The sequence below is a fragment of the Chryseobacterium sp. MYb328 genome, assembly GCF_037572595.1.
Lineage (GTDB): Bacteria > Bacteroidota > Bacteroidia > Flavobacteriales > Weeksellaceae > Chryseobacterium > Chryseobacterium pennae.
In genome coordinates, this window is record NZ_JBBGZQ010000029.1 from 1 (window position 1) to 19,679 (window position 19,679).

General features: G+C 34.4%; 20 protein-coding genes. All 20 read right to left on the reverse strand.

The features are described 5' to 3' along the window. Positions 1-368: 368 nt before the first annotated feature. Positions 369-629, reverse strand: a complete 261-nt coding sequence (locus WH267_RS22080) for a hypothetical protein (protein ID WP_340011029.1) — start codon at positions 627-629, stop codon at positions 369-371. Between the two features lie 166 nt (positions 630-795). Next, a complete protein-coding gene (locus tag WH267_RS22085) occupies positions 796-1,284 on the reverse strand; it encodes a T9SS type A sorting domain-containing protein (RefSeq protein WP_340011030.1) in 489 nt (162 codons plus the stop codon). An 80-nt stretch (positions 1,285-1,364) separates the two neighbouring features. After that, positions 1,365-1,862, reverse strand: coding sequence for a DoxX family protein (locus tag WH267_RS22090; RefSeq protein WP_340011032.1), 498 nt, complete (start codon positions 1,860-1,862; stop codon positions 1,365-1,367). Between the two features lie 738 nt (positions 1,863-2,600). Continuing rightward, positions 2,601-3,011: a hypothetical protein gene (locus WH267_RS22095; protein ID WP_340011033.1), complete on the reverse strand. Its 411-nt coding sequence runs from the start codon at positions 3,009-3,011 to the stop codon at positions 2,601-2,603. A 101-nt stretch (positions 3,012-3,112) separates the two neighbouring features. After that, positions 3,113-3,553 (reverse strand): hypothetical protein, encoded by a 441-nt coding sequence (locus WH267_RS22100; protein ID WP_340011034.1) that lies wholly within the window; start codon positions 3,551-3,553, stop codon positions 3,113-3,115. A 25-nt stretch (positions 3,554-3,578) separates the two neighbouring features. Continuing rightward, positions 3,579-3,956 (reverse strand): hypothetical protein, encoded by a 378-nt coding sequence (locus WH267_RS22105; RefSeq protein ID WP_340011035.1) that lies wholly within the window; start codon positions 3,954-3,956, stop codon positions 3,579-3,581. 63 nt (positions 3,957-4,019) lie between these two features. Continuing rightward, on the reverse strand, positions 4,020-4,499 hold the full coding sequence (locus WH267_RS22110) for a hypothetical protein (protein ID WP_340011037.1): 480 nt from the start codon (positions 4,497-4,499) through the stop codon (positions 4,020-4,022). Further along, positions 4,480-5,832, reverse strand: coding sequence for a glycoside hydrolase family 19 protein (locus tag WH267_RS22115; RefSeq protein WP_340011039.1), 1,353 nt, complete (start codon positions 5,830-5,832; stop codon positions 4,480-4,482). Before WH267_RS22115 ends, WH267_RS22110 begins: the two co-directional genes overlap by 20 nt. A 126-nt stretch (positions 5,833-5,958) precedes the next feature. Next, entirely contained in the window at positions 5,959-6,513 is a 555-nt protein-coding gene (locus WH267_RS22120) for a hypothetical protein (protein WP_123947422.1), read from the reverse strand. 182 nt (positions 6,514-6,695) lie between these two features. Next, entirely contained in the window at positions 6,696-7,193 is a 498-nt protein-coding gene (locus WH267_RS22125; RefSeq protein WP_123947421.1) for a hypothetical protein, read from the reverse strand. A gap of 7 nt (positions 7,194-7,200) precedes the next feature. Beyond that, positions 7,201-9,324: a hypothetical protein gene (locus WH267_RS22130; RefSeq protein ID WP_340011042.1), complete on the reverse strand. Its 2,124-nt coding sequence runs from the start codon at positions 9,322-9,324 to the stop codon at positions 7,201-7,203. Next, entirely contained in the window at positions 9,312-10,016 is a 705-nt protein-coding gene (locus tag WH267_RS22135) for a hypothetical protein (protein ID WP_340011043.1), read from the reverse strand. The genes WH267_RS22130 and WH267_RS22135 overlap by 13 nt, the downstream gene beginning before the upstream one ends. A 2-nt stretch (positions 10,017-10,018) precedes the next feature. Beyond that, positions 10,019-11,839 carry a phospholipase effector Tle1 domain-containing protein gene (locus WH267_RS22140; protein ID WP_340011045.1) on the reverse strand — a complete coding sequence of 607 codons (1,821 nt, stop codon included), beginning with the start codon at positions 11,837-11,839 and terminating at the stop codon, positions 10,019-10,021. A 30-nt stretch (positions 11,840-11,869) separates the two neighbouring features. Then, positions 11,870-12,967, reverse strand: a complete 1,098-nt coding sequence (locus WH267_RS22145; protein ID WP_340011046.1) for a DUF2931 family protein — start codon at positions 12,965-12,967, stop codon at positions 11,870-11,872. A 56-nt stretch (positions 12,968-13,023) separates the two neighbouring features. Next, positions 13,024-14,883, reverse strand: a complete 1,860-nt coding sequence (locus WH267_RS22150) for a type VI secretion system Vgr family protein (protein ID WP_340011048.1) — start codon at positions 14,881-14,883, stop codon at positions 13,024-13,026. Positions 14,884-15,134: 251 nt separating this feature from the next. Further along, entirely contained in the window at positions 15,135-15,542 is a 408-nt protein-coding gene (gene tssD, locus WH267_RS22155; protein ID WP_045494324.1) for a type VI secretion system tube protein TssD, read from the reverse strand. Between the two features lie 210 nt (positions 15,543-15,752). Beyond that, positions 15,753-16,448: a VIT1/CCC1 transporter family protein gene (locus WH267_RS22160; RefSeq protein ID WP_340011111.1), complete on the reverse strand. Its 696-nt coding sequence runs from the start codon at positions 16,446-16,448 to the stop codon at positions 15,753-15,755. An 87-nt stretch (positions 16,449-16,535) separates the two neighbouring features. Further along, positions 16,536-17,456: a carbohydrate kinase family protein gene (locus tag WH267_RS22165; protein ID WP_340011051.1), complete on the reverse strand. Its 921-nt coding sequence runs from the start codon at positions 17,454-17,456 to the stop codon at positions 16,536-16,538. A 52-nt stretch (positions 17,457-17,508) separates the two neighbouring features. Further along, a complete protein-coding gene (locus tag WH267_RS22170; protein ID WP_340011053.1) occupies positions 17,509-18,237 on the reverse strand; it encodes a hypothetical protein in 729 nt (242 codons plus the stop codon). Positions 18,238-18,328: 91 nt separating this feature from the next. Continuing rightward, positions 18,329-19,675, reverse strand: coding sequence for an MFS transporter (locus WH267_RS22175; RefSeq protein WP_340011054.1), 1,347 nt, complete (start codon positions 19,673-19,675; stop codon positions 18,329-18,331). Between the last annotated feature and the right edge of the window lie 4 nt (positions 19,676-19,679).

Here is a 19,679-nt window from a genome sequence, read left to right on the forward strand (position 1 = left end):
GTATATTAAATTATTAAGATTTTTCAAAATATAGAAAATTTATTTATTTCAATTACGGTTTTCCATTTTGTTTTATTAAAAATTTAAAAAAAGAAACAACGAATGACAAGCATTTTGAAAAAACGAGCAGTCTGAGGAAGTGATGACTAAAAAATTTATTAGCAAATACTTAGTAATCGTTTAAAATTTGTTTTTTCAAAAATCTTCTTATGTGAAAAAGAAAAAAAAGAATAAAATAAAATCAGAACAGCTTAACAGCAGGATTTATTAGTTAGTAATTAATCTAACGGTTATCAATAAATTGAATAACTTTAAAACAGATTAAGTCTTAGCTAATTCAGTAATTGATACACCAGCCTGGGCAAAGTTTATATATTATCTTTTTCCAAATCCTTTTCAAGTCTGGATTCCAATAAAATTGGTTGCTTTTTAATATCAGATAAAATCTTTTCTAAATCATTTCTTAATTCTTCTGTATTCCCGTAATTATCTAAAGCAACCGGATCTTCTGTCCATGAAATAATTTCACCAGTTTTTTCGTTGAAATAAACTTCGTACACTCCATAAAAAGGGGTTTCGGTTGTTCCTGTATTGATAATCTGATAACGCCAAAAAGTTATATTTTCCATTAATATTTATTTTTAAAAAAAAATACAATTATTTTTACCACCGAAAAAACAGGATTTATAAAATCTGAACAGTTTTTTCTTTTTAAGTTAAAAAGAAACTTATAAAAATCCATCTCAAATAATTTTGAAGATGGATTTTTTATCTTAAAGATTACTATTCACATCATTAATTAACTATAAATTTATGGATCGTATTTTCTGTTTTAAGAAAATGCATACCTTTCAGTAGATTATCTATTAATATTAAATTGCTTCTTAAGTTTGATTTCTTAATCAGTTTCCCTTCGCTATTATAAATAAGAACTTTATTTACCTTTTTATTAAGATACAGATATTCACTGTTTTTAATTGGATTAGGATAAATTGGAAGCTGAACCGACTTAGCGCTTTCATTAACTCCTAAAGTTGAATAACATGTCCAGGATAAATCATCAATTGCAACTCGCTGTCCTGTATTTGGATTCAAAATTTTAATTACAAAATCACCGGTTACATTCAAATTATCAATAGTCGTTGTAGTTACAACGGAGCTGAAGGGTATTGTTGCAACCTGAATATTATTTATTTCCAATATTAGTTCACTCGGATTTCTGGCAAATTTTAGCTGTGTCGTTACTGTAAGACTTTTAATTCCTCCATTAATTGCAGAACTCATTACATAAATTAAAAATTCAAACAAACTGTAAGTTCAAAAAAAAGACTGTCCTTTTGAGACGGTCTTTTCTATATGAATATTTACTTATTATCTGTCATAACTCTGTTTCTCAAAGTATCAATCCCAAATCCTGTACATCCCTGAAACAGAAATAGCGTCAGAAACATCAGATATAATGTCTGAGGCAGATAAAGGAAGTAGCTCAGCCAGGTAAAAGGATCCATTGCATAGATTCCTGTCTCTTCTTTAATAGGATTCAGTTCTTTAGGAATTGAATTCAGATCATGTGTAAATAAGGCTACCAATATAATAATGATTAAAAACACAGAACTTATTCGCGTCCAAAAACCCAGCATCAGAAATAAACCAAATATACATTCGCAAAAAGCTGTAAAATTGGCAGTAAACTGTGGGAAAGGAAATCCTATATTGCTTATGGTATTTAACATGTATCCCTGAAATATAGGATGAAACAGTTTATTAAATCCTGCAATAAAAAAGAACAGGCCGATTAAAATCCTGCATATGATATAAATATTGGGACTGTTTTTTTCGAAGTTTGATATTATTTTTTTCATTTTTAAATTCTTTTTGATTACATATTCATATCATTGGCATACGACCACGCCATGACTCTTGGTGGATCATGCAATCGTGAATGATATAATTGTTAAATGGTCTGGAAAAATTATACAACGTAAGATACCTTTAATTGTATCGTACTATTAAGGTTAAATTTTAGGGGGAATCCAGATAGAATTAAAAAATGAGCAATAGGGTGGATCATCATATAAAACGAATCGATGACCTAGTGCTTTAGCCAGAAATTTTTCAAATCCAAAAGAGGGAAAAGAAGCTGTAAAAAGGAGTGAAAAACCTGAACAATAATTGCTATTGCATTTTATTGGAGTTTTATTGTTTTCTTTAAGATAAATCTTGTTACATTTCAGATTAGAATCTGCCTGAACACTTTGAAAAATGTTTAAAACTGTTGTGGAAAGTCTACTATAATCTGTCTTATAACTAAATAAATGGAACAACATTAAAAACAGACCTATCATTTTTATAGAGTGCAATACATTAGTGTTTTTATATGTAATTCGTCTTTCCACTGACACAAATATAGCAAAATATTAATGGTCAGTTTTCACAGAAATTAACTTTCAGAGGTTTTGATTTTAAAAGAATTAAAAAAAATGAACTTTTGTTTTTATCTTATGGTTTAAATTTCCAGAAGCTTATATCTGCAAGTTCATTCATTTGATGAGCCATTGTTTTTGGAGCTGATATTGCCAAGAACATTAATGTCCGATTATTTATTGTATTTTAACATAGCATAAGCTTTCCTGCACCTGTTCTTCAATATATCCTACATAATCATATTCTGTAAATCCAAGCTGGTATTTTTCCCATGGGGCCACTAAGCTCTCCGTTTTTTTTATAAAAGAATTAATGAGTTCTACTATTGTTTTTCTATCGAATTGTTCTCCTGAATAATTTTCAACCCTTTCAAACTCTTCATGGTTAATAATTACATTGAATAGGGATAATAATTGCTGTTTAAAATTATTTTCTCCAAACAGAATGATTGAGTTTTCTAATTTTGATGCTGAGAATTTTTTAAAAATAAAAACCGGAGTCTGCATTTCATAAGGTTCTCCCCATTCAAATTTTTTCTCTTCAATTTTACAATGAGGTATTGTTTCAGTATCAATATAATTCTCCATAATTTAATAAATCCTGTTTTTATTTGATTCTATATCGGAAAAACAGATATAAAGAACAAACATTTTTCCATATGAATCGTGAGTAGTAAGCAGTATATTCTTTACGGAAATACTACTCTTCCATTGCTGCTTACCCATTGATTATTTCTGTTCCATTCTCCCCCACAATCGCTCTGCATATACATAACAACTTTTTTCCCGGGAAGATACACAATTACACAAAGATAATTTTCATAGAGTCTTTTACTTTCCCCGTCCTCTACATATCCTTTTGAGATATGATCCAACACAATATATTTGTTATTGGGAGAAATCCCGAGCAATTTTCCTTCAGAATAATTCATACTGCCATATCCTTCTATTTTGTATTTTTTTCTGTCACTCAAAATAAAAGGGTTCTGATACATTTGAAATTCTTTATCATAGGTATTATAGCCCAACTGATAAGATCTGGATATAGGAATAAGTAGCCGTTTCTTTCCAGACTGAGAAAAGACTACAGCAAATAATTGCAATAAAATTAACAGTATAATTTTTTTCAAGATGTATTCCTATTTCTGTATACCCCTAATATTCAGCTTTCTGCTCAAATTCACTAAGTGCATTAAAGTAATATTTCCCGTTATTTTTCTTGAAGAACAGTCTATCACCAACAATATTATTTCCCAGAAAAGTCCGTTTAATGATCAGAGTTTTTTTGCTGCAACAATCTGCAGTAACTTCTACCGGAGCATGACTCCAGTAATTGACTGTTCTGATTCTTACATTTTTGCCCAGCCATTTATTGTCTTTTCTATCTATTGATAAAAAAATACTGTCATCATTCACTTTCTGACGGACGACAATATCAGACTTCAATATTTTACTCCAAATCTTTATTTCCTGAGCATGGAAACTAATGCTGCCCAGAATAAAAAGTAGGATTATTCTTATTTTAAAATTCATAAGGATACAGGGAAAAACAGCATTTAGGATCTATAATTCAATTCTTTCCTGAGCAGGCCCTTATTATTTTGATATCTTTTTTTTTAAGGTCCTTGTATTTTTTTTCATTGGATACTTCTTATTATCAATAGACAGTAAGTAGTTTTTAGGAATATTATTTTCTATTTTCCCGTTTTCATCTTTATTCAGAGTCTCGTCTTTGGTTAATATCCAATTGTTATATTTGGGAAAATAGGTGTATTCCTGTGTATATTCTGTATCAGCAGAAGCATCATACAATAAAATACATCCAGGACCACAATTACTAATGACAGGAGAAGAGACATAATTTAAATTAAAATCATACCTCTTTTTTGATTGTCCCAATACTAAAACGGCTTTACAGGTCGGCTCATTAATTTCTTTAATCTCTCCAACTTTATAGCACTTATAGGTAAGAGTATCATCAATTTTATCATTATTAAAGTCTCCTACAACCTCTTGGGAATACAAAAAGGCAGAGAAAAATGTTATGCATATTATGTTAATCTTCTTTATCATCATATCCTTGTATTGCTTTTTTGTTTTTTTCTTTTTTACCCCATTTGGTGTCTTTTATGGCACTTGTATCGTAGGTATAAACTCCCAGATTTTTTATTTTCTGATTTTTACAGTTATCTTTTACTTTCATATTCTTCAAAATCCTTTTCAGGTTTTCTTTTCTATGGGTAAATCCTGTTAATCCACCATTGACCCCAACTGCTGCTGAGATAAAGTCATCTGTATCTGCAAATTTATTCAAATCACCCCATGCTGAACGATCTCTCCAATACCATGCCGCCGAATTACATACATGTTCCAGATCATTGGCAACAATATCCGGGTCCTGGGTTTCAGGTTTTTTAATCTTAGAAAAGTATGCTTTATAAGTATCTTTCCAGGTAAGCTGAATTAATCCTCTTCCTTTATATTTCGGGCCATCTCCTTTTGTATCGTTCTCACGGCTTAAACATTCAAGATATCTGTTATACCCCCTCTCTATCCGGGCTGTACCGTTTTCTTTATATTTTACTTTGTCTTTTTTGAACAAGAGGTATTTATTATAATTATCAAGATGCGTGGTAGGATCATAATCCCATCCATCAGCATATTCTAAAGAGGTATCCAGCCCTGTTTCGGCTTCCACCTGTGCCAGAAAATGAGCCTTGCGAAGACAGCTGTTGATATCATTATCCTTCATTGCTTTATTCAGGGCTTTTGTAAATTCTTTATAGCTTTTCTTATCTTCCGGCAAAGGACAGTTTTTGGCTGTAAATAATTTCTTGGAGTTATAAAACCCTTTAATATCTTCTTCTGTAAACTCTTTCTCGCAATAGCATTTTTTATCATCTTCCGGGTCTGGTACAGGAGCTCCTTTCCCGTCAATACTTTCCGGGGCATTTACCTGTCCGGAGGTTACAAATTCTATTTTGCCTGTTTCAGGAGGTACAGGGCCCGGCATTTTGCCTGTTCCCGGTAAAGTAGATTTTTTTAACAGCACAAAGTTTTCCTGAACTTTTGCTGTTCCAAAATCCTGCCACTCTGTAAGAGAAATCATCAGAAAACCATCATCAAAGATAAAATTGGGAATCTGTTTTTCTACTATAGTCCCAGTAAGCTTGTCTTGCGTGGTCGGTACATTATTCAGCACTTTAAATGTTCCCAGGTGTGCATTGAATTTAATTTTTGCTCCATCTATAGCCAATAATAAACCTTCTTCAGTTTTATCTTTTTCTTCATTTTCTACACGTTGATCGTCCAGCTTCTGCTTATTGGCTGCTTTCACCTGATCATTATCCTGCGTTTGAGTTTGAGTTTCAGGGGAGATATTTTCTCCATCTTGATTTACACTATCCATACTAATGAATGTTTTAAATGAGAATGTTACAAATTATTACCAGTTCCTTATTTTCACTTATGAATAAAGTTTATCTAATAATACATCCTTAGTCCATTTATCTCTCTAAAAGACTTTTCCTATCTTTTATTTTATGTTATCCTTTGGGGAGTCTGGATTTTCAGGATTAATTTTCTTTATGCTTTTTGGAAATTTAGAGTAATCTATTTTTTTTACTCTTTTCAATTCTGATGGAAACTCTATAGAAATTCGGTTCAAATTAGAATTATCAAAGTGATAATCTTCCGGTTTTTTGTTTTCCTTTCTATAGACATTGTTTTCTTTAAAATATCCCCCTAATAATTTAATATCAGTCTCTGATAAGAGAGTATAGTCAATTACTTTTTTTTGATTTTCATCGGTATAGTAATAAAATTTTGAGGCTTTCCACAATGGAATATAGTCCAAATCATTTATTTTTTCTGTTTCAATATAGAGAAAAGAGACAGGTTCTTTTTCTTTATATACATAGCCATTATCGAAAGCTCTATAAATCGCTTTATCCTTATGTACCTCTAAAGTGCTATAGACATATTTAGAATTAATTTCTGATAAATTATCGTTGTAATAATATTCATAATATTTTACAGAACTACATGATACTATTGTTAATAATAAAAATATAAAGAATATTTTTTTCATCCTTCTTATTTTATGTTGGATTTCGAGCTTGGATTTCGGGAGCAGTTCCCTCGCCTTCATTCTTTAGCCTATCCATAATAATGAATGTTTTAAATGATAATTTTGTTTTTTGATTTCTATGAAACCTTCTTTAAGCTAGTCTTTTCTTTTTACAAAAAACCACTTGAACTCAGTAGACATTCTCACTTATGGTTTATAAGGCTATCATTTTTATAAATCACTTCCTTTATTGTATTTTGAGAATTTTCCAAATCATTGTATTTATAAATCTTCCAGACTCCATTTTTCTTTCCATTACTATAATTTCCTTCCTGAGATTTTTCTTTCCAATAGCCATCTTTCTTCGACTGTTTATTAAATTCTCCCTCACCATCAATTTTTTCAATAACCGTTTTACGAAAGATATATTTGCATTGATAGCATTGATCAATCCTGTTGATGTATTTGCCAATAGGTTGATTTCTTTTAAAATGACCAAATACTATGGTATCTGATTTTTCTATCAGGAGTATTTTCCCATTTAATTCTCCTTTATACAAAGAATAGGAAAAGTTCATATTCGGAAAGATAAATTTTCCTGTCTTTTTTTGCCTGATATCACCATAAAAAATATCCCCTTTGTAATCTACCTGTTGATATACAATAGGCTCACTTACACATGACACCATAAAAAGTATCATAATGAGTTTATAAAAATTGGAATTCATCATTTAATTTTCTTATTATTTCGTGTTGGTAATAAAAGGTGGTTCCTGCAACAGAGGTATCAGGATATTCCATAATATTATCAATTGAACCCTTTTTGAACCTTATATTATTATACAGATTGATCTTTTCATACAGATTAATCTTACTCTCCATTTCCTTTAAGCTGTCTTCATATTCCTGCTTTTCAATCTTCAATTGGCCTTCCAACTCAAAAATTCTAGTTTCCCAATCTTTTTTACTTTTAACTTTTTCATTTCCAAAATTAAATGGATAATGCTCCGGTTTTCTTTCTTTTAAGTCTTTTTTATAATTACCAATACGCTTTTCGAAATCTTCGAGGTAAATTTTTTGTTTTTTATAATACCCGTTCGGATCTATTAGCTTTGCTTTAAGTTGATTCACATATTCATCTTCATCTCCCTCTAAAAAAGTATGAGCTAATCCAAATGAATGTCCTAATTCATGAAAATAAGTATCAATATTAGAAGAATAAAAAAGTCCTCTGTTTTTATGATACCCATAGGATGCTGCCACATTATTATTTTCACTGATTCCTGAAAAGAAGATATACATTTCGTTGTTATTGCAGTTGATTTTCTTTTCTATAAAAGTGGTATACTCGCTTCTCTTCAAAACATAATTATCTGAAATAATATTTTCCGTTTTCAACTCTGCATCATCCACTTCTAATTCTGAAACCTTATATTGTGATTTCAAATTGACTAAAAGCTTACTGATCCCAAAACAATTGATTCCTTCTACGATGTTATTAAGCGCCGTATTTTCATCCTCAAATTTTACAAATTCTCCATTTTTATACAATTGAGTTTCTATAATCATTTTGTTTATAGTTTCCAGATCACTTTGTTTACTATTTTTCCTCAATACTTTTACAAAATGAAAAGATTTATTCGAAAAAATAGCTTTATCATTAGGCTTAATGATCAATAGACCAATAAGGTTATTTTCAGAATCAAAAAACTTAACGGGCTGATCCTTATCAAAAGTATTTTTACAGATAATCATTAAATTGGAAAGCTCCAGCTTCATACTACCTCCGTCTTTTATCAATTGAGGTTCGTAAGCTGTCATCTTAGGGGATATAGGTTTACCTGATTTATCATTTCTGAATTGTCTGGGCTGATTAAAATAGGCATCGTTCTTTGTATCCAGAAATTCTTTAGAAATAATAAATTCTTTAGAAGCTATCGTTTTACCATCTTTGGTAAATCCAATATCAAAGAGCGATTGATCATATTTTAATTGAATACTATTTTTCTCTGTTTTTTTCGGATTTATAATCTCTACATATAAATTTAAAACCACTTCCAATTTTGTTACTTCGCTATGATTCTTAAACATATACAAATAAGGAGGATAGTAATTTGATTTATTAATATTTATTTTACTGGATTCATATTTCTCTTCAAACAATACCTTGTTCTGAGTGCAATTATCTAAAATATCCGATTTAGACTTTGTTCTGAGACTTAAAATATCATCGTGATCTCTATTCCAATCAAATCCGTAATTACTCGCCGCTGGAAAGTCATTCCAAATTCTCGGGTATACAATAAAATTAATGATAGCATCCTTTTGCTCCGGTACAGGTGCACCATTCGTAACTATTTTTTCGGGTATATTTACTTGACCGGAATTTGAAAACTCTACCTTTCCACTTTCTGGAGGTGTTCCTGGGATAGACCCAACTCCTGGTAAAAATGAATCCTTCAACAAAACTTCATTATCCTGTACTTTTACATTTCCAAATTTTTGCCATTCTGTAAGAGTATTTAAAACGAAACCATCATCAAAAATGAAATTAGGCACCTGTTTTTCTACCACCGTTCCTGTAAGTTTATCCTGTGTAGTAGGTACATCATTCAATACCTTAAAAGTTCCTAAGTGAGCATTGAATTTTATCTTTGCTCCATCTATGGCCAACAATAAGCCTTCTTCAGTTTTATCTTTCTTCTCATTCTCTTTACGTCGATCATCCTGTTTCTGCTTATTGGCCGCTTTCACCTGATCATTATCCTGAGTTGGATTTTGAGCTTGGATTTCGGGAGCAGTTCCCTCGCCTTCATTCTTTAGCCTATCCATAATAATGAATGTTTTAAATGATAATTTTGTTTTTTGATTTCTATGAAACCTTCTTCATATTGATCTCTTTTGCAGACAAATAAACCTCTGAAGTGTTTGATTTCTGATTCTTCCAGATTTTCTGCTGATACTTTCAAAGTTAATGTATCTCCATTTTTTACAGGATTCATAATTTCTGTAAAGCCTTCTGAAGATTCTCTTTTCATTTTAGTATCAAATGAATTCAATAAGCCATTAAAAAGTAATCCAAACATTTTATAACTACCTAAAAAGACAATCAGCTTTGTTTCATCTTCCAACAGATCACTGATTTGGCTGAAATAGCGATCTATGGCTTGTCCTGTATGTGTTTCAGACAAACCTGCCTGAATTTTAGCCCATCTTACCCTTAAAAACAATAAATTATCTACCGCAGTAATATTTCCTTCATCATCTACCCTGCATTCTATTTCATCGAATAAATAGCTGATCTTTTTTAAAAATTTATCCATACTCCCTTCATCTTCAGAAAAATCAAAGTGAGTAACCAGAACCTGAAAGTCATGTTGATCCTTTACTTTACCATAATAATAGACCTCAACTTCTCTGACATAGCTTTTTTGGGTAGAATAAAACGGATTTTTTTGTTCTATGACGATGGTCTCCAGCCGATAGGTTTTCTGATGAAGATTCTGCAATAAGTTTACTGCCATACTTAATATATCCTTCTTTGATAATCATTATTGGGATCCATTCCCATCCAGTCTCTATTAGCAGACCAATGAAGATACTTATTTCTTAGGGTTCTCAGTAAATCCTGCCATCGTTGCGAAGTAACCTGTACTGCCGGAATATTGACGATCCTATTGCCATCTTTATCTTTACCATAGGTTGGCTGTTCCAAAGCAGCTTCAGCATTTAATCTGGCAGCTTCTTTTCCCAGGTCCTCATCCTTCACAAAATGCCATGGTTTTCCATCTCCAAACACATATTTTTCCAGATGTCTTTTTGCTGCCGGCAGATGTTCGTCTTTATCAATAGAATAGGTACTTTCAGTTTTCACTATGATCTGATGATTATAGTAATCTATTCCATGCTTTTCCATAAAATGAAGTGGAATATAACTGTATTCTTTTCTAAGAAAACGAACTCCTCTTATTTTATGATATTGGAAAATCCATAAATGACTTTCTTTTTTTATACTGATCTGACCATCATGATACCAATGCCCAGCTTTAATTTCTTCCATCCTCTCCTCCAGCCTTTTCAGGGCATTCCAGGAACTGTAAGAATTAAATCCTACACCAGGATGTTTATCTGCTACTTCTATTTCGTCTACGGTTTCTGTCCCACTTTCGTAAGCTCCACCAATATCACAGTGCACCCCCGGAAAATCTTTCTCAACGCTTCCTGGGAATCTGGTGAGTGAAAAATTTTCCCGATGCTCATCCATTGCAGTAAAGTGAACGGCTTTATAGTAAGGTCCGGGATTTTTGAGCTGAAGCTGCTCAACGTCATCTCCAAAATTATGTTTGGATCCGAATGTAGCATGCAAAGGACCTCGGTATCCTACTCTTTCCAATGCTCCCATATCTCCAAACTCCTCATAAGAGGAAACAGTATCATAAACTCCTATGAACCGGACATCCAGTTCTAATTCCTCCAGTTCTTCTTTGGTCAGAATTTCCTTGCTTAGAAGATAGTAGCCTAAAAAACCAAATTTGGGAAGCTTACCATCCACAAGGTAGGCCGGATTTACCTCTGTTTTATCTTTATCTATCCAAATATCCTCGTATTCAGCAATCAATCCATCATTGCCATAAGACCGGCTTTCTCTGTACCCTGCCAACTTTGTTTTTTTCCTGATTTCAACATCTTTGGGTCTTTTGTTTCCATTAATTTCATAGGAAAAATTTCTGGCTGCAGCAGCACCACGACTGAATCCGAAAGTATCAATGGTAATTTTACTGAGCATTTTTTCCGGAGAATGTTTTTTCTTTAGGGCATCAATTCTTTCTGCAACCATTTCACAGCCTTTTCTCACTTTCCCTCTTACTCCGGTCTCTCCGGACCCATACTGAAATCCATCATCTACATCTCTGCGTCCATCCAATGTTCCTATGCCTTCTACATATACACCATATTCATCCCGTTGGCTGCATTTATACATTCTTGCTACGTTGGTAAAATCATTACTGTAACTATTATCTACTCCCTGCTTGTCCAGCCATCCTCTGTGGCTTGCTTTAAGAAAACGGTCAGATTCCTTATCCTTGTCAGAGATTTCTTTGTTTTTCAGTTCTTCGTACTGTTTTTCCTGTGCTTTGGTGGTTTCATCGATGGCTGCTTCTTTGATCAGAACTTCATCGTCGGTATCGCTGCTTTCAATTTTATTCTTTCCATCTCTGTACTTCTGCCTCATTTCAGTGTTCTTAAGGCTATTAAGGGTACCATCAAAGAAAACACCTATTTCCAAATGTATTTCATCAATTGGAGGGGAAGAGTTTCCGGTATTGTATACAAATGTTTTTCCCATAATCAATAGTTAATTATAGTTCGATATGCATTATTTCTTTCTGGATTTAAACATTTCCAGGTTTTCTGTTTTAATGAAAGCTTCTTTTCCATTTTCACCTTTCAGCAGCACTGTAAAGAAGCTATATGATTCGTTTATTTTAATCACCAGGCTCGCCTTTGTAGACTTCGGATCTTTTCCAAACACTTTTGAAAATGCTTCAAAAGCTGACTTTTCATTAAGTTTGCAACCAGCCCCATATCTTATATCCTCACCATCCACTACTGAAAAGGAAAAAGACTGCGGTATTGCCTTAGTTCCGTTACCTCCAAGAGGATTCTTGGATGAATCCAACTGATCCATTTCACCATTAACCATTGTCATTCCTACATCTGCCAGAGGATTGAGTTTACCTTTTTCAGGAAGTTCAAAAACAGGTTTCCAGTCATACTGAATCCTATACGAATCCCATAAACCAAAAGGGATAGACTTCCCTTTGTTTTCCTGTTGTATTTTTAATGGAACTATTTTTTCACTGGTATGAATTTCTTTTAAGTAATCATCTCTGAAAAAACGGTCCTCATGGCTGTCCAGTTTAGCTATTTCTGATTCCGGAATGGTTACTTTTTTTCCAAGATACCTTCCTATTTCTTTCTGCACACCTACACCGGCTACCCAAACTATAACCACTCCTCCCGGAGCCATTCCTATACCGATCTTGTTATAGTTTAAATGTTTTATATTTCCACTTCCATTGCTGGCTTTACTATCATATCCTTTACTGAAATATTCTTTTATTTTACTCGTGTCTACCTGAGCATCTATCATATAGAACTGGTTCTCCATGTATGACATCCATGTAAAATCAAGACGGGTGGGAATACCTTTAAAACTATTTCCCATTCCATTATTGATGGTTCCCCAGGTATTTCCTCCCGGTGATAACCCGATATCTAGTCCTACCCATTCTCCGCCCTCACATTCTATTCCTCCTTTGTATACCTCCATCGGATATCCTAAAGGAGCAGAAGTTCCCTCAGTCCATTCATATTTTGTCATTGTTACTGTTTTTTTATGGTCTTTTTTTTCCTGACAAGAAATCTGGGTAAAAAATAAAAAGCTTAACAGATATTTTATTATTCTATTCATTATGAACACGTTCTAATCTTCAATAGTAAACTCCATGAAACATACTGCCATGTGTTTTATCCTTTATTTACTTTAGCATCAATTTTACCCAACATTTTAGCAATTCCAGAACTCTGCAGCAGGATATCTCCATTCTTTGCCTTATGGGTAGTTGTAGAGGTTGTTTCTTTCAAATCACCTGTTACATTGATGGTTTTATTTTCATTAACAGTCTGTTTATAGTTCCTTGAAGTAAACTTATGATTATTGGTAATATTAATGGCATTATCATTTCCTACGGTGGTCTTCATATCCTGCCCGACATTGATGGTAAGATTTTCCCCTGCATTGAACGTCATATTTTTCGGTGCTGTGACGATGATGTTTCCTTTTCCATCCATAAAATAATTATTTCCACTTGGATCGACAATCGTGACGCTTCCTTCAGCATCATTCATTAAAACCCTGATTCCACTTCTGGTCTGAATGGATTTTAAATGATTGTCAACACCTCCTCCCATAGCTGTTCCACCATGGAACATTCCTCCCATCACAAATGGACGGTCCGGATGGTTATGGACAAACCCTACCATTACCTGATCTCCTACTTCGGGTATAGCTACATAACCTCTGTTTTGAGTAATCTGATCTGTACCTCCGGCATCAGGTGCCATCATTCGGATAAAATTTGTGGTATCATGCAGTTGCCAGTCGAATCTTACAGTAACCCTTCCCTGTCCCATCGGATCTGTATTGGAGATCACTGTAGCGATCTGAGGCTCTGCAATGGGAACTGTAAAATCAGGGGTCGGAATATATCCTGTATCTGCAGCTATGGCTTCAAACCTTCCTTCATAACGTCCCAGTGTATCTACCTCATGAATAACTTCTGTAACCATCAGTTTGGTAAAGTAAGAGGTTTGATTGCTATCGGCTTTACGCATATTGATATCGGCAACACATCCCGGATATAGAAATGGAATAGTGGTACCACCTGAAACTGTAAAAACGTCTACCGCTCTGCTTCCTGCTGTACTGGTTTGAGAAATCACCACATCCATATCAGTGGCTGCCTTTATAGGAGCAACCTGTAATGATGGGGTTTTAAAGATCTTATCGTTGTTCTGGTAGGATGTTTTTGCAAGATTTCCCACATGTTTGATAGGAGTTTCTCCGGAAGTTAATTTAGCATTAGAGCTGCTGTTATATCCGTAAAAACGAGGCTTGATATGTACGGCCTTCATTTCTACATTGATATCTGAAACATTGCTTCCATAGATCAGTTCTACAGCTTTATTCTGAGGTGGCATATTTCCGAAATGGAGTATTTCACCGTCATAAAAGAATTGCTCACCATAGGCTTCTGCCATTCTGCAAAGATAATTGTAATGGGTTTCGTTATATTGAGAGCTGTAAAGAATCTGAGCAGACGCTTTAGCATTCACTTTTACATCAAATTTACTGTTTTCGATACCCTGTTTTATTACATCGGTGGCAATAATTCCCATATTAACGGGCTGGTCACCACCAAAACTTTGGGTATGAGGAGCAGCATCCAGAAGAATAGTTGGGCTGTATCCTTTCAGTACGATATTTCCAAGACTATGATTTTCCTGGCTGAATCCTACTTTTGTAATAACTCCTACAAAGGTCCTTTCGGGACTTCCTTCTACATCTTTATATTTAAAGACTACAGTTAAACGTTTTCCTAAAAACTGCTGAGCTTCTTCCAGATCATGGTTCTGTACACCATCTAAGGTATCATGAGCCAATGTCAGTTCAAAATTATGATGTTTCTTTACACTCTGTTGTAAGCGGAAGTGTTTGAAATGTTTGATCATTTTGCCTTCAATCACTATATCCAGCTTCACCACACGGTTGATTCCGGGAATATGATTCTCCGAAATCTTTTCGGAATTCGAGGTATTTTTGTTCATATTTTAATGTAAGGTGTTTGAAAGACTTTTATTTTCAGAAAAAAATTCTAAAAAAAATATCCTTTATATAAAATTATAAATTTTTTACAATATAAAATCCACTTTTACCCAATTTATTTCAACAATTACAGAAAATTGATGAGAGTATTTTGTTTAATTCTGAAGTATTTATCAGAGCCAAAAAAACAGAACAGTATCTATTGTACCATTCTGTTTTTATATGTACTTGATTTTTTTAAGAGATCAGATTCTTACGCTGTAGGCCAAGCTCCATGGTAAGCAGAATTCCCTAAGTCAATTTGTTCTGCACTTACAACAAAAGTGATGTACATACTGTTTTCATCCACTGCATCGAAATCTACTTCGTGCTGGATCACGTATCCATTCTGCCACTTTAATGTTGTTAATGTTCCTTCCTCATGAGATTTGTTGAAGGTAATTTCTCCCACTGTAGGCTTATACTTTCCGTTCAATAAGCTTTCCAGAATATCTGATTTTTCTGTAGCTTCTACTGTGATTTTGATAAGCGCGTTGGAAGGATCTGATGCTACACGTCCTGAAACGTCTGTAGATCTTGATACACTGTAGTTAAGCTTTAATAGCTTTTGTCCTTCTCCGTTGTTGAATTTTAAAATTCCTCTTGAATTTCTTTCTGCCATGATTGTAAATTTTAATCGTTAATATTGTGTGATTTGTTGTTTTATATCACCAAATATAGATCTAATTACAAGAACAAAATACAAATTAATAAGAAATTTCAAAAAGTGTAGTAATACTACGACTAACACTTGTTAGGGTAAATACAAACTGGAAATCAAATACTTATTATTTAAAATTCTTTTTAATGCGGGAATAGAAACCATTCCGTATCAGGATACATTTACTCCAAAAAGATGCCCCACCAAAGCTGTTATTCCCATAGCAACAGTCCCCCAGAAACAGATTCTCATTACAGCAATTTTAATACTGGAACCGCCTGTTCTGGCTGACATTGCTCCTAAAAGCATCAGAAATATAATGGAAAAGCCATATTGAAAATACACCATCTGCCTGATAGGAGCTAAAAGAGAAACCGTAAATGGCAGCAGTGCCCCTACAGCAAAAGACCCGAATGATGCTATAGCGGCCTGTAAAGGTTTTGCCTGAGTCATTTCATTAATACCCAATTCATCTCTGGCATGGGCTTCCAATGCATTGTGTTCTGTAAGTTCAATAGCAACCTGCATCGCCGTTTCCTTGGAACAACCTCTTTTTTCATAGACTCTGGCAAGTTCTCTAAGTTCTGCTTCCGGCATTTCTTCAAGCTCACGCTTTTCGCGGATCAGGTCTGCCTTTTCTGTATCCTCCTGTGAGCTTACCGAAACATATTCCCCGGCAGCCATAGACATTGCTCCTGCGATCATTCCTGCCAAAGCCGCAAGAATAATGATGTGCCGCTCAGGTTCTGCTGCTGCAACACCAATGACAATACTTGTAGTGGACAACAACCCGTCATTAGCTCCCAAAACTGCTGCCCGAAGCCAGCCTACCCTATTTACATAATGCTTTTCCAGTTGATGATGCATATGAGATTGTTTTGTGATAAATAATGGTATTAAAGGTATAAAATGTTTCATCAAGAATCATTTTAAATTAATAAGCAGTCTCCTTGATCAGTCTAAAGCTGAAAGCTGGTATTGATTTTTGAACCTATTGAAATCTTCAAAAGAATATTCAGGACAGGCGCCTTCCTGCGATGTGATAAATGCTCCCAGGGAAACCGCCTGAATCATGGTTTCATGCACTGAACTTCCTTTCTCCAATCTTTTTGAAAGGAAACCTGCTAAAAAAGAATCCCCGCTTCCCACAGTATCTTTTATCGTAACAGGAATGGTAGGATATCGATAAAAATCATGCTTATCTGCATACAAAGCTCCTTTACTTCCTTTGGAAATAATAATTTCATGTAGATCAAAATTTTCCTGTAGAAATTTTATACCGTCTTCTTCACTTGTATATTCTTTTCCTAAAAAATCCAGCATCATACGCAGTTCTGCCTTGTTAAATTTTGCCAGATGTGTTTTATGCAGCAAATCCTTAATCATACTGGTTTCATAATACGGCTCTCTGAGATTGATATCAAAAACATTATAAGCTCCTACTTCAAGCAGTTCGAATAATGTGTTTTTGGTTTTCTCACTTCTTGCTGCCAATGTTCCGAATACAAAAGCATCTGTTGTACTAAGTATTTCATGGTTTTCCGGAGTTATATCAATGAAATCCCAGGCTACATTCTCTACAATATCATAATGTGCATCATTATTTTCATCCACAGAAGCGATAACAGTACTGGTAGGATACCCTACATTAATCTGGATGTAATCTGTCGGGATATTCCAGCTTTTAATTTTCTGCAGCAGATCCTGTCCCAGCTGATCGTTCCCCACACTACTTATCATATTAACATCAACGCCCATCCTGGAAAGATGGTATGCTACATTAAAGGGCGCTCCGCCTACCCTTTTCTGTTCACCAGGAAAAATATCCCAGAGAACTTCCCCAAAGCAGACAACTTTATTTTTTTTATCTTTCATTATCTAAAATTAATTAAATGTATTAAACTAAAATAGCATTCTTTTTTCATTATCAGAATGAATAAACCTGTACAGAAAACTGCAGGAAGGCATTATTGTTTACCGGATTCCATATTCCCCATATTCCGATGGGTATTTTATAACCTTCAATAGTAAAGCTTTTTGAAATGATAAGGCTGATCTCATTGAACCCGGATTCTTTAGCAAAAAAATTGTTCTTTTCTCCATTCGTATTGTTTAAAGCAAAACCATATCCTATTCTTCCCCTTACTTCCAGATTTTCTTTCTTATATACCGGATATTCTCCTGATACAAATGATGAATATTTATTTTTTGTATTGTCACCGTTCCTGTCCCTTCCGAACACCACTGTATTCCAGCTCAGTACCAAAGGAAATTTTTCACTTATGGTATAATAGGACCTCAAATCCCAGAAACGCCCGGTTTCTCTTGCTGAATAATTAAAGAATTCCTTATTGTTATAAGTAGCACCAGGCGAAAAATTATAAATATCCCAGAGCTCTAAAGTAAGATGCTTATTTTTATATCCTATATAGTTATTAAATTCCTTATAGGAACCTTCCACATTACCACCGGCCCAGAATCCCACATAAAAGTTTTTGTAATCAAGATGTACATCTCCGGTATAGATCAAACCTGCCGAGACTTCAATCCCGCGCCACAAATGGCTGTTTCTAAGCTGTAGAGCCGAATGTAATTCCTGTGCACTTAAGAAACTTCTCATAATAAGAAGAAAAAGCAAAAAAAAGATTTTTAACATGACATAGGTATTTTTTTGGATAAACATTAGAGATCTATATCTGGTAATATTTACCGGATACTGAAGGTTTTCAGGAAAAATAAAGATGGGGTTATTGAATAAGATCCTTTTCTCTTATCCGTGATCCAAACAGAGCATAAACCAGCATCAGCAATTCGCAGATCACTGTAAGCCACCAGGTCCATCTCCACGAGCCTAAAATATCTGCAAGACCTCCCTGGATAAGGGTAAAGACAGCCCCGCCAAATACTGCAGAAATAAAGATTCCAGATGCTTTTGAGGTATACTTGTTCAGTCCTTTTATGGAAAGGGTATAGATACAGCTCCACATAGAGGAATGAAGCAGACCGATTGCTACCAGAAACCAAAGGTTCTGTGTAACCATAGAAATGATACCAAGGATAGTGGCAAGGATAGTAGTGGTTACCAGCTGTGTTCTTGCAGAAATTTTACTAAAGAAGCTTGATATAGCTCTTCCCACAAGGAAGCCTCCCCAATATAATGTAGACAGTAATGCATGAATTCCTAAATCCATACCACCGATGATAATATCTGACTTTCCAAAAAAAGTGATCGGATGGCCGGAATCCATCAGTTCAAAAGCATACAGATTAATATTGGCACCAATAGCCACTTCAGTTCCTACATAAAAGAAAATTGCAAGAACACCCAGTACAAAGTGTCTGAATGACCAGATGCTTCTTTCAAGCTTTTCCTCTCCCACCACTCTGGTATGAGCCAAATCCGGAAGATGAAGCCTTTTGGTGATTATCATTACAGTAAGTATACAGATGATAAGGGCTGAAAGCGGTAACAGCAACTGCCTGATTTCTATATTTTCAATAGAAATCCCACTGAACATCACTACGGTCACAAAAAATGGTGCAGAAGTTGTCCCAATGGAATTAATTGCGGTCAGAATGTTCAGCCGCTGTACGGGCTGGGTACCTTTCAATTCATAGGATGCGGCATAGGGATTCACTACAACCTGAATAATAGCTGCAGAAGTACCCATCAGGTAAGAACCTATGACGAAAACGATAAACCCGACAGGAATAACGGCATCTTTTATACTGAATTTCAAATCGGAATATTGATCCCCTATCCAGGATGAACACAAATACATAAAAAGACCGGAAATCATAAATAAAAGGCCACGCAGGATCGTATTCTTGTATCCAAAGGCATTGACCCATTTACTTCCCAGGGTTCCGTTCAGAAGGTACCCCAGGAAGAAGAAAAAGGAAATCAAAGTTGTAAATGTGTTTTTCAGGCTGCCTGCATGGCTCAGAAAAGTGAATTTCAAAGGAGCCTGAAGCTGTTCATTCACCGTTGTCAGAAAACCTACAATGAAATAAATAAAAGTGATAATAGCAAACGGTAGCATAGCGTTGTTTGCCTTGTTTCCCGAGGATACGGTATTTGAATTTACTTGCATGACC

What these genes read in the sequence shown, in the direction of transcription:
- WH267_RS22080 (WP_340011029.1), bottom strand. Translation starts at nt 629, where the DNA reads ATGGAAAATATAACTTTTTGGCGTTATCAGATTATCAATACAGGAACA.
- WH267_RS22085 (WP_340011030.1), bottom strand. Translation starts at nt 1,284, where the DNA reads ATGAGTTCTGCAATTAATGGAGGAATTAAAAGTCTTACAGTAACGACA.
- WH267_RS22090 (WP_340011032.1), bottom strand. Translation starts at nt 1,862, where the DNA reads ATGAAAAAAATAATATCAAACTTCGAAAAAAACAGTCCCAATATTTAT.
- WH267_RS22095 (WP_340011033.1), bottom strand. Translation starts at nt 3,011, where the DNA reads ATGGAGAATTATATTGATACTGAAACAATACCTCATTGTAAAATTGAA.
- WH267_RS22105 (WP_340011035.1), bottom strand. Translation starts at nt 3,956, where the DNA reads ATGAATTTTAAAATAAGAATAATCCTACTTTTTATTCTGGGCAGCATT.
- WH267_RS22110 (WP_340011037.1), bottom strand. Translation starts at nt 4,499, where the DNA reads ATGATGATAAAGAAGATTAACATAATATGCATAACATTTTTCTCTGCC.
- WH267_RS22115 (WP_340011039.1), bottom strand. Translation starts at nt 5,832, where the DNA reads ATGGATAGTGTAAATCAAGATGGAGAAAATATCTCCCCTGAAACTCAA.
- WH267_RS22120 (WP_123947422.1), bottom strand. Translation starts at nt 6,513, where the DNA reads ATGAAAAAAATATTCTTTATATTTTTATTATTAACAATAGTATCATGT.
- WH267_RS22125 (WP_123947421.1), bottom strand. Translation starts at nt 7,193, where the DNA reads ATGATACTTTTTATGGTGTCATGTGTAAGTGAGCCTATTGTATATCAA.
- WH267_RS22130 (WP_340011042.1), bottom strand. Translation starts at nt 9,324, where the DNA reads ATGGATAGGCTAAAGAATGAAGGCGAGGGAACTGCTCCCGAAATCCAA.
- WH267_RS22135 (WP_340011043.1), bottom strand. Translation starts at nt 10,016, where the DNA reads ATGGCAGTAAACTTATTGCAGAATCTTCATCAGAAAACCTATCGGCTG.
- WH267_RS22140 (WP_340011045.1), bottom strand. Translation starts at nt 11,839, where the DNA reads ATGGGAAAAACATTTGTATACAATACCGGAAACTCTTCCCCTCCAATT.
- WH267_RS22145 (WP_340011046.1), bottom strand. Translation starts at nt 12,967, where the DNA reads ATGAATAGAATAATAAAATATCTGTTAAGCTTTTTATTTTTTACCCAG.
- WH267_RS22150 (WP_340011048.1), bottom strand. Translation starts at nt 14,883, where the DNA reads ATGAACAAAAATACCTCGAATTCCGAAAAGATTTCGGAGAATCATATT.
- tssD (WP_045494324.1), bottom strand. Translation starts at nt 15,542, where the DNA reads ATGGCAGAAAGAAATTCAAGAGGAATTTTAAAATTCAACAACGGAGAA.
- WH267_RS22160 (WP_340011111.1), bottom strand. Translation starts at nt 16,448, where the DNA reads ATGCATCATCAACTGGAAAAGCATTATGTAAATAGGGTAGGCTGGCTT.
- WH267_RS22165 (WP_340011051.1), bottom strand. Translation starts at nt 17,456, where the DNA reads ATGAAAGATAAAAAAAATAAAGTTGTCTGCTTTGGGGAAGTTCTCTGG.
- WH267_RS22170 (WP_340011053.1), bottom strand. Translation starts at nt 18,237, where the DNA reads ATGTTAAAAATCTTTTTTTTGCTTTTTCTTCTTATTATGAGAAGTTTC.
- WH267_RS22175 (WP_340011054.1), bottom strand. Translation starts at nt 19,675, where the DNA reads ATGCAAGTAAATTCAAATACCGTATCCTCGGGAAACAAGGCAAACAAC.